The following is an 8888-nucleotide window of genomic DNA, read 5'->3' as shown; positions in this document are numbered from 1 at the left end:
GCATAAAGCGATTTCATTGTTTTATACAATGATGTCAACATAATAGCGCGTTTTTTCTGTCGAAAGTTCCGATTAAAAACAAAATCCCAGGGATTCCATCCCTGGACCCGGCCAGGGAGGTGCCCTCCCTGGACCCGCAGTTGATTTGGGTACTGAATAGTTACGAATAAACAGATCACACATTGCTGCCGCACACCGGACAAGCTGGATTTTTGCTGATCTGGATGCGCAGCAGTTGGCCATGCAGCAGGTTGAGCAACAACAAAGAGCCAGCCAAAGAGTCACCAATACCCACAATCTCCTTGATCGTCTCTGCCGCCTGCCATGCCCCCAGCACACCGGCAACCGCGCCCAAAATTCCGGCACTGCGACAGGTGGGTTGCGCTCCCGATTGGGGCAGCTCAGGATACAAACAACGATAACAGGGGGCCGAACCATCCACACCATGGCGAAAGGTGGATAACTGCCCTTCAAAACCCAATACGGCTGCTGAAACCAACACCTTTCCCGCCTGCAAGCAAGCCTCATTTAACAAATATCGGGTGGCAAAATTATCACTGCCATCGACAATGACATCCCCCTCGGCCAGAATGCTCTGCACATTCTCGGCATGCAGTCGGGAGACAATTGGAATCACTTCCGTATCAGGATTAAGCGCCCGCAAGGCGGTTGCTGCCGACTGCGCCTTATCCTCTCCGACACGATCGCTGGTATGGAGAATTTGCCTCTGCAAATTGGACAACTCCACCCGATCATCATCGATCACCAGCAATCGACCCACCCCTGCTGCTGCCAGATAATAGGCAGCCGGCGAACCCAAACCACCTGCTCCCACCACCACAACCCGACTGGCCAACAAACGCGCTTGTCCCTGGCCTCCCATCTCTTTCAACAACAACTGCCGAGAGTAGCGTTGCAACTGCTCAGACGAAAAATCCATACCAATCCCTTCCCGACCCCCTGAAAAATGCACACTGTTGGGCAAAGGCTACCCTCTCTGCAATCACCCCAAACAAGAGATCATTATCATTGACCCACAGCATGAAACAACCGCTTTAGTTTCCCTCGCCATTTAGTTTCCCTTGCAAATTGTCGCTGAAAGCGCGCATTATTTGCAACATGGGGCAGAATGACAAGGGAATGCCCTCTGTCTTATCTGGGAGAATGGCTCGTGACAAGCAATCTGCAAGACCTGACTAACGCTGGACTACGTCCCACTTTTTCACGGATGAGTGTGCTCTCCCTGTTCTCAGAAAACGAAGAGGTACATCTCTCCGCCGAAGAGATTCATCAAAAATTACAAACCAACGGCTTTCGCATGGGCTTGGCTACTGTCTACCGGGTATTGACCCAGTTTGAACAGGCTGGCCTATTATACCGTCATCGCCATGAAGATGGCCGTGCCATTTATGAGTTGGCCGGAGAGCAACACCACGATCATATGATCTGCATCAACTGTAAAAAAATGATTGAATTCAACGATCCCATCATCGAAGAGAGAAAAAGAAAAATTGCCGAAGAGGCCGGCTATACTCTGCACGGTCATGTCCTCTATCTCTATATTTCCTGTGATGATCCCCATTGTCCAGGCAAACAAAATCGCTAATTGCCTTGAGTGCTCCAGACCAAAGGTCAGTCATCTTCTATTATCATGTCCAGTCAACCCCTCATCCACGCCCTTTTGGCCGATGTCAAACAACGGATCATCGGACAGGATCGGCTCCTCCTTCGCCTGTTCACCGCTTTATTGGCCGATGGTCATCTTCTGGTGGAGGGAGCCCCTGGACTGGCCAAAACGCGCGCCATTCAGGTTCTCAGCTCTGGCATTCAGGGCTCTTTTTGTCGGATTCAGTTCACCCCAGATCTCTTGCCCGCTGATCTGACCGGTACAGAAATTTTTCATCCGCAACAGGGGAGTTTCAGCTTTCGCCACGGACCCTTGTTTCATAACCTGATTCTTGCCGACGAGATCAATCGGGCCCCGGCTAAAGTGCAATCGGCTCTTCTGGAGGCCATGGGCGAGCGGCAAATCTCCGTCGGCAGTACCAGCCATCCTTTGCCAGAGCTCTTTCTGGTCATGGCCACGCAAAATCCCATTGAACAGGAAGGAACCCACCCCCTTCCCGAAGCACAACTGGATCGCTTCCTCCTGCTGGTGCGCATCGATTATCCCAGCTTGCACGAAGAGCGTGCCATTCTCGAACTGGTACGCAAGGAGAGCCGTCAACAACGCCAGGGCGCTGAACCGATCCGCGACCCCTTGCCGCAAACGGCCCTTTTTGCCGCCCGGCAAGAGATTTTGCAGGTCCACATGGCCAAAGCGGTTGAAGAATATCTGCTGCAACTGATTATGGCCACCAGACAACCACAACTGTATGGCAATGATCTGGCGACAATCCTGCAGTATGGCGCATCGCCTCGCGCCACCTTGGCTTTGGATCGCTGCGCCCGCGCCAATGCCTGGTTGCTGGGGCGCCATTTTGTGACCCCTGATGATATTCAAGATCTGCTTCCCGATGTGCTGCGCCATCGAATTCAATTGACCTATCATGCCGAAGCCAATGGTCTGACCCCAGATCAGGTGATCTCTATGCTGCTGGAGCGGGTGCCTGCACCATGATCGCCTCACCCCGGCAGAGTATCTACCCCTCTTCCGCAGCGCCCAGCGCACTCGGTCCTGACCCGGTTCCAGGCGGTTGGGCAACCCGTATCGTCAGCTCCTCTCTTGTGCAATTGCGTCATCCTGCACGTTCACTCCCCTCCACGCTCTCATACAGCCGTTCGCCGCACAGTGGTCCCATCCCCTCCCCGTATAAAGGTAACGGTATCGAATATGCCGAAAGCCGTCCCTACTTGGCAGGCGATGAGGTGCGTCATATCGACTGGCGCATTACCGCCCGCACCGGCAAACCCCATACCAAACTGTTCCATGAAGAGCGCGAACGCACCTCCCTGCTGTGGATCGACCTGCGCTCTTCCCTCTTCTTTGCCAGCCGCGGCAGCTTCAAAGCGGTCATCGCTGCCCGTGCTGCCAGCCTGCTCGCCTGGCACGCCGTCGCCATTGGCCATCGTCTGGGCGCAGTCATCTGCAACGAGCAGGGTGACCAGGAGTTGCCTCCCCAGCGCCATGAACGCAGCGTCCTGCGTTTGATCGGCCTCTTGTCCCACATTATACCCGGCAACACTCCTTCCGCAGAAAATCCTCTTCCTCTGCTCGAAGATTCCTTGCTGCGTCTCCGCCGTCTCAGCAAACCGGGAAGCCGTCTCTCCCTGGTAAGCGATTGGCATCCTTTGTCTGAACAGATGCTGCTACAGCTTCGCCATTTGGCACGTCATAACGAATTGCTGCTGATCCAGATCTCTGATCCCCTGCAATATACTCTTCCCCCTCCAGGCCATTATCCCATCCGCGACGGCCAACACTCTTTTATGCTGGAAAGCACTGGCAAAGCCCAACAGGAGCGCTATGCCGAAGCCTTTTACAGCCGCTTGCAGCATCTGCAGCAATTTTGTCACAACCATCGTATAGGCTTTGTGCACTGCTCAACCAGTGAGGATGTGCTGGCCAAACTTTTTGCCCTGTTTGCCCCTTCTCTGCACTCCCTGGCACAGCGCTATGGCTGATCCCTCCCCTCTCAACGGTTTGCGACCCATCCATCTTCCCGACCCTCCCTCCTGGTGGCCACCTGCTCCAGGATGGATTATCGTTCTGGTCTCTCTGCTGCTTGCCCTGATTATGGTCCGTCTCTTTTGGCGACAGCGGCGCATGACCAGGCTGCGACGACTTGCTCTGCAGGAGCTGCACAATCTGCAGCAAGCCTATCAGCAACATCAACAGGATCAGCAACTGGTCAGTGATCTCTCCCTCTTGCTGCGACGGGTTGCCATGCACGCCACTGCAGAGCCGCAACAGCGCTCGCTTGCCGCGTTAACCGGTGAAGCATGGCTGCACTTTTTGGATCAAAACCATCCCCAACAGCCTTTCCAAACAGGCATCGGCAGAGTATTGCTCTCCTATCCTTTTCAAAACCCTGCGGGGGGGATCACTCCCCTCTCTATGACAGAACGCAGCGCTTTGCTCGCCCTCTGTCAGCGTTGGCTGTATGACTACTCTTTGCCCGGGAGGCTGACAGTAACACCATGAAAGAGATCTTTTATGCCCTGATCATCGCTGCACTTCTCCTGGCTTGGTCCCACTTCTCTTCTGCACCCACTCCACAGAAAAATCAACAGATGCCTGTGGCCAGCGAAAATATACAAATTCCCCATAAAATTCGCGATTTTCATGAAGCAAAAAAGCTGGCCGATCAGATCTTCAGCGACCATCGGGAGACCTTCTATTGTGCCTGTCGTTATGACAAACAGCATCGTATCGATCCCACGGGCTGCGGCTATGTGGCACGAAAAAATGTGCAACGGGGCGAACGCCTGGAGTGGGAACATATTGTCCCTGCCCATGCCTTTGGCGGAGGCAGAATCTGCTGGCGGGAGGAGGTGTGCCAAAAAGAGGGTAAAAGTTTCAAAGGCCGCAAGTGTTGTGAAGAGCAGGATCCTCTCTTCAATGCCATGGAGGGAGATCTGCATAATCTGGTGCCAGCAGTGGGTGAGTTGAATGCGGATCGGGGAAATCGCCCCTTTGGCCTGGTCGCTGGCAAAGGAGGAGAGTATGGGGCCTGCGATTTTAAGATCGATTTTCACACCGATATTGTGCAACCCAGAGCCGCCGTTCGGGGCGACATCGCCCGCACCTATTTCTATTTTGAAAAGTTTTACCACCTTCCCATCAGCGAAACACAGCGCAAACTCTTTGAACGTTGGGATAAGGAGGATCCGGTCGATGCCTGGGAACGGGAGCGCAATCGCCGCATCAAAGCGCTGCAAGGCAATGGCAACCCCTTTGTTGAGGCGACTGCATCGCCATGATCCCACTCTGCGCAACCAACAAGCAAAAACATTTATTCTCTGGATAATTATACCACAGCCACCCAGGAGAGAGTTGTCGCTTGCGGCGTGCATCCTCCTTGCGGTGCGGTCATAATTGGTATAGGATTTTTCGGCTGACCTCGGCTCGGCTCTTTGCGTGGAGCCGGATCATGCCTAGTCTATCATTATCCTCTGCTGTCTTTCGGAAGTCGCTCCATGAAACCAAGTCATTGGTTGATTGTCATCGCCGTTTCACTGGTCACCTTCAGCTTGTGGGCCTGGTTCAACCAGCCTCTGGAAGAGCCTCTCTGGCCCGATCGGGTGATGGGTTTTGCCTTTTCCCCCTACAGGGCCGAGCAAAACCCTCAAGAGGGAATTCATCCCACCCCTGAACAGATCGAAGAGGATTTGGCTCTGCTCTCGGGCAAAACCCATGCCATCCGCACCTACACCGTACAGGCAACCTTGGGCGAGATTCCCCGCTTGGCACGCAAATATGGTATCAACGTCATGGTCGGCGCCTGGGTAGACAATACCGATGAGACTAAAAATGAAACGGAAATTGATAAATTAATCGAGGTGGTCAACAACAACTGGCGCAACGTGGTCCGGGTAATCGTCGGCAACGAAACTTTGTTGCACAACCAACGCACCATCGAACAGTTGATTGGCCATCTGGATCGCGTGCGCGCCTCCGTCAGCACCCCTGTCAGCACCGCCGAACCTTGGCATATCTGGTTAAAATATCCTGAACTGGTAGAACATTGCGACTTTATTACCGTCCACATGCTCCCCTACTGGGAAGGGGTCAACCAAGAAGAGGCGGTAGATTATATTGTTGGCCGCATGAACCAAATCAAAGAGGCCTATCCGGACAAACCGATCATCATCGGTGAAGTCGGTTGGCCCAGCGCCGGACGCACCCGGATCAATGCCAAAGTCGGCATGGTCGAACAGGCAACCTTTCTGCGCCGTTTCTTAGCTCGCGCCATCAAAGAAAAATATGTCTATTATGTGATCGAAGCCTTCGATCAACCCTGGAAAACCAAATCGTTGGAGCGTGGGGTCGGCGCCTATTGGGGCGTCTATGATGCCAATCGCAAACCGAAATTTCCTTTTGATGCCCCCATCGTCGGTATTCCCCAATGGTATGTATTGGCCGCCGCCTCCCTCCTGGTCGGAATGGTTGTCATCACCCTGCTCTTCCTGGATAGCCACACCCTGCGCCGACGAGGTCGCTTATTCTTGGCTGCCTTGGCCTATGCCGTAGCCTCTCTGGCGGTATGGGTAGTCTACAATTATAGCCAACAATATCTCACCAACAGCGCCATGGTGGTCGGCATCCTCTTGGGGTTGGGCATGATCGGCGTTATCGTCGTCTTCTTTGCCGAAGCGCACGAATGGGCAGAAGCCGTCTGGGTCAATGCCCGCAGACGCGCCATCAATCCGCCCGACAAACCGGATGACAGCCATCTCCCCTGGGTCTCCATTCATGTCCCCGCCTATAATGAACCACCGGACATGATGATCGCCACTCTGAATGCCCTCGCCAAACTGGATTATCCCTACTACGAGGTTATCGTCATCGATAACAACACCAAGGATCCTGCAGTCTGGGAACCGGTGCGCGACCACTGCCACAGACTGGGAGAACGCTTCCGCTTCTTCCACGAGGATCCTTTGCCGGGATTCAAGGCTGGGGCCTTAAACTTTGCCTTGCGCCATACCGATGCCCGCGCCGAAATCGTCGCCGTTATCGATAGCGACTATCTGGTCGATCCGCGCTGGCTGCGTGATTTGACTCCTCCCTTCCAAAAACCGGATGTGGCGATTGTCCAAGCACCACAAGACTATTGCGACCAAGACGAAAGTCTCTTCAAATCGATGTGTTATGCCGAATATCGCGGCTTTTTCTATATCGGCATGATCACCCGCAATGAACGCAACGCCATCATCCAACACGGCACCATGACCATGGTACGGCGCAGCACCTTGGTGGATATTGGCGGTTGGGCCGAATGGTGCATCACCGAAGATGCCGAGCTGGGTCTGCGCATTTTTGAACGGGGTTATCAGGCTCTCTATGTACCACGCAGCTATGGTGAAGGCTTGATGCCAGACACCTTCGTCGATTTCAAAAAACAGCGCTTCCGTTGGGCCTACGGTGCAGTACGGATCCTGCGCGTTCATATTGGCGAACTCCTTGGCTGGCGTCCTTCACACCTGAGCTGGGGCCAACGCTACCACTTTCTTGCCGGTTGGATTCCTTGGTTGGCCGATGGCTTTAACCTGCTCTTCAATCTGTTTGCTCTGTTCTGGTCTGCCGGGATGATCGTCGCCCCCTTGCATATCGATTCTCCTTCAATGGTCTTCAGTGCTCTGCCTCTGGCCCTCTTTGCCTTCAAACTGCTCAAACATTTCTATCTCTATTCCGCCAACGTCGGCATCAGCTTTGGCAACTCGGTCGCCGCTGCCGTTGCCGGTCTCTCACTCTCCCATACCATCTCCCTGGCCATCATCGAAGGGTTTTTCGGCAAGGATAAACCCTTCTTCCGCACCCCAAAAATGGCGCATGGTCACCGCTTTTGGCGGGCTTTGGCGACCGCTCGTGATGAAACCCTGCTTATGCTGGCCTTCTGGATCGCAGCAGGGGGAGTTTATGTCCATGTTGGCTTTGATTTTGTCGATACCCGTGTCTGGGTCAACGTCCTGATCGTGCAATCCATCCCCTACGCTGTTACCTTGGTCATGGCGGCAATCAGCGGCCTGCCCAACCGTAAAGTGGATGCACTGCCTGCCACCCTGTCGGCATCCTCTCCCAGCGAATCTGTTGCAGACTCTCTGCCCATCACCCCGGAATCAGGAGAAACAGTCATCCCGACCCAAAAAGAATAAAACGCTTACCGCTTCACTCTTGATCCAACTCTCTCTTTACCCGATTCATATTGGCTCCATGACCACTATTGCCCTCTTCTTCACCCACTCCCTGTTGCTGGTCTGCCTGCCCTATCTGGTCTGGCGCTTGCTTCGGCTGCGCAACTGGGTGCCTTTGGTCGTGGTGCAAATTTTGTTCGGTATCATGCTGGGTCCAGCCGTCTTAGGCCGCCTGGCCCCCGATCTCTGGCCCTCTCTGTTTACGCAAGAGTCCTTGACTACCCTCTCTGGACTCTCCTGGCTGGCTGGCGTCCTCTTTGCCTTCCTCACCGGTTTGCACCTGCAACCCGCTGAATTTAAAGGTTTGGGACGCTCTTTTACCGTGGTCAGTCTCTCCAGCATCTTTACTCCAACCCTGCTGGGAACTCTGGCCGGCTGGCTTATCGCCACCATCCATCCTGAAGCAGTCGGTACTGCCGCCACTCCCGGTCAATTTGCCGCTGCTATCGGCGTCTGCATCGGCGTTACTGCCCTGCCCGTATTGGGTGCCATTCTCCGCGAAAGCGGCTTGATCAACCATCGTGTGGGACGCATCTCCCTGGGTATCGCCGCTATCAACGATGCAACTCTCTGGGTATTGCTGGCCTTTTTGCTCATGGGACTCCCCAACCGCCCTACCACCTCACTCAGCGGTTTTTGGTTGGCCATTGTGGCAACCCTCTATCTGTTGCTCATGTTCTTTCCAATTCGTTTCCAACTGCGCCAGCGCATTGGCAGCCAGGAATCCTTGAGCGAAGGCGGCTTGATCCTGGTCTGTGCCACCATCTTCGGCTCCGCTTTGATCGCCGAATGGTGTGGTTTGCACGCCATCATGGGCGGTTTTGTCGCTGGAGCAATCATGCCACGCCGGGCTGCTCAGGCCATCATCGCCCAGCTTGAACCCATTACAGTGATGATTCTCTTGCCCTTCTTCTTTACTCGCACCGGCTTGACCACCTATTTTGATCTCTTTTCCAGCGGCCTGTTCAATATCTTCCTGATTGCAACTCTCACCTCCGTTGCCGGAAAATTTCTCGGTACCGCTCTGCCTG

8 protein-coding genes are annotated in these 8888 nt (G+C 54.2%); 7 read left to right on the top strand and 1 reads right to left on the bottom strand.

Annotation, left to right across the window (positions count from 1 at the left end):
• Nucleotides 1–175: 175 nt before the first annotated feature.
• Nucleotides 176–940 carry a HesA/MoeB/ThiF family protein gene (locus EJP87_RS11115; protein WP_130471945.1) on the bottom strand — a complete coding sequence of 255 codons (765 nt, stop codon included), beginning with the start codon at nucleotides 938–940 and terminating at the stop codon, nucleotides 176–178.
• A 231-nt stretch (nucleotides 941–1171) separates the two neighbouring features.
• Here EJP87_RS11115 and fur point away from each other — a divergent pair, with 231 nt between their 5' ends.
• The 7 genes from fur to EJP87_RS11080 all read left to right on the top strand — a co-directional run.
• Entirely contained in the window at nucleotides 1172–1606 is a 435-nt protein-coding gene (gene fur / locus EJP87_RS11110; protein ID WP_227657589.1) for a ferric iron uptake transcriptional regulator, read from the top strand.
• Between the two features lie 45 nt (nucleotides 1607–1651).
• Nucleotides 1652–2620 carry an AAA family ATPase gene (locus tag EJP87_RS11105; RefSeq protein ID WP_130471943.1) on the top strand — a complete coding sequence of 323 codons (969 nt, stop codon included), beginning with the start codon at nucleotides 1652–1654 and terminating at the stop codon, nucleotides 2618–2620.
• Nucleotides 2617–3624 carry a DUF58 domain-containing protein gene (locus EJP87_RS11100; RefSeq protein WP_130471942.1) on the top strand — a complete coding sequence of 336 codons (1008 nt, stop codon included), beginning with the start codon at nucleotides 2617–2619 and terminating at the stop codon, nucleotides 3622–3624. The genes EJP87_RS11105 and EJP87_RS11100 overlap by 4 nt, the downstream gene beginning before the upstream one ends.
• A complete protein-coding gene (locus tag EJP87_RS11095) occupies nucleotides 3617–4144 on the top strand; it encodes a DUF4381 domain-containing protein (protein WP_193771307.1) in 528 nt (175 codons plus the stop codon). The genes EJP87_RS11100 and EJP87_RS11095 overlap by 8 nt, the downstream gene beginning before the upstream one ends.
• Nucleotides 4141–4923: an endonuclease gene (locus tag EJP87_RS11090; RefSeq protein WP_227657588.1), complete on the top strand. Its 783-nt coding sequence runs from the start codon at nucleotides 4141–4143 to the stop codon at nucleotides 4921–4923. Before EJP87_RS11095 ends, EJP87_RS11090 begins: the two co-directional genes overlap by 4 nt.
• Nucleotides 4924–5139: 216 nt before the next feature.
• Nucleotides 5140–7818 carry a glycosyltransferase gene (locus tag EJP87_RS11085; protein ID WP_130471940.1) on the top strand — a complete coding sequence of 893 codons (2679 nt, stop codon included), beginning with the start codon at nucleotides 5140–5142 and terminating at the stop codon, nucleotides 7816–7818.
• A 58-nt stretch (nucleotides 7819–7876) separates the two neighbouring features.
• Nucleotides 7877–8888, top strand: a 1012-nt coding sequence (locus tag EJP87_RS11080; protein ID WP_193771306.1) for a cation:proton antiporter, incomplete at its 3' end; no start/stop codon positions are given.

The organism is Candidatus Magnetaquicoccus inordinatus (genome assembly GCF_004217665.1).
Classification (GTDB): domain Bacteria; phylum Pseudomonadota; class Magnetococcia; order Magnetococcales; family Magnetaquicoccaceae; genus Magnetaquicoccus; species Magnetaquicoccus inordinatus.
The sequence above is the reverse complement of the archived record's forward strand: the minus strand, read 5'-3'. Positions and strand labels throughout refer to the sequence as shown.

Excerpts from the sequence above, each read along its gene's own strand:
- EJP87_RS11115 (WP_130471945.1), bottom strand. The coding sequence starts at position 940 with ATGGATTTTTCGTCTGAGCAGTTGCAACGCTACTCTCGGCAGTTGTTG.
- EJP87_RS11105 (WP_130471943.1), top strand. The coding sequence starts at position 1,652 with ATGTCCAGTCAACCCCTCATCCACGCCCTTTTGGCCGATGTCAAACAA.
- EJP87_RS11100 (WP_130471942.1), top strand. The coding sequence starts at position 2,617 with ATGATCGCCTCACCCCGGCAGAGTATCTACCCCTCTTCCGCAGCGCCC.
- EJP87_RS11095 (WP_193771307.1), top strand. The coding sequence starts at position 3,617 with ATGGCTGATCCCTCCCCTCTCAACGGTTTGCGACCCATCCATCTTCCC.
- EJP87_RS11090 (WP_227657588.1), top strand. The coding sequence starts at position 4,141 with ATGAAAGAGATCTTTTATGCCCTGATCATCGCTGCACTTCTCCTGGCT.
- EJP87_RS11085 (WP_130471940.1), top strand. The coding sequence starts at position 5,140 with ATGAAACCAAGTCATTGGTTGATTGTCATCGCCGTTTCACTGGTCACC.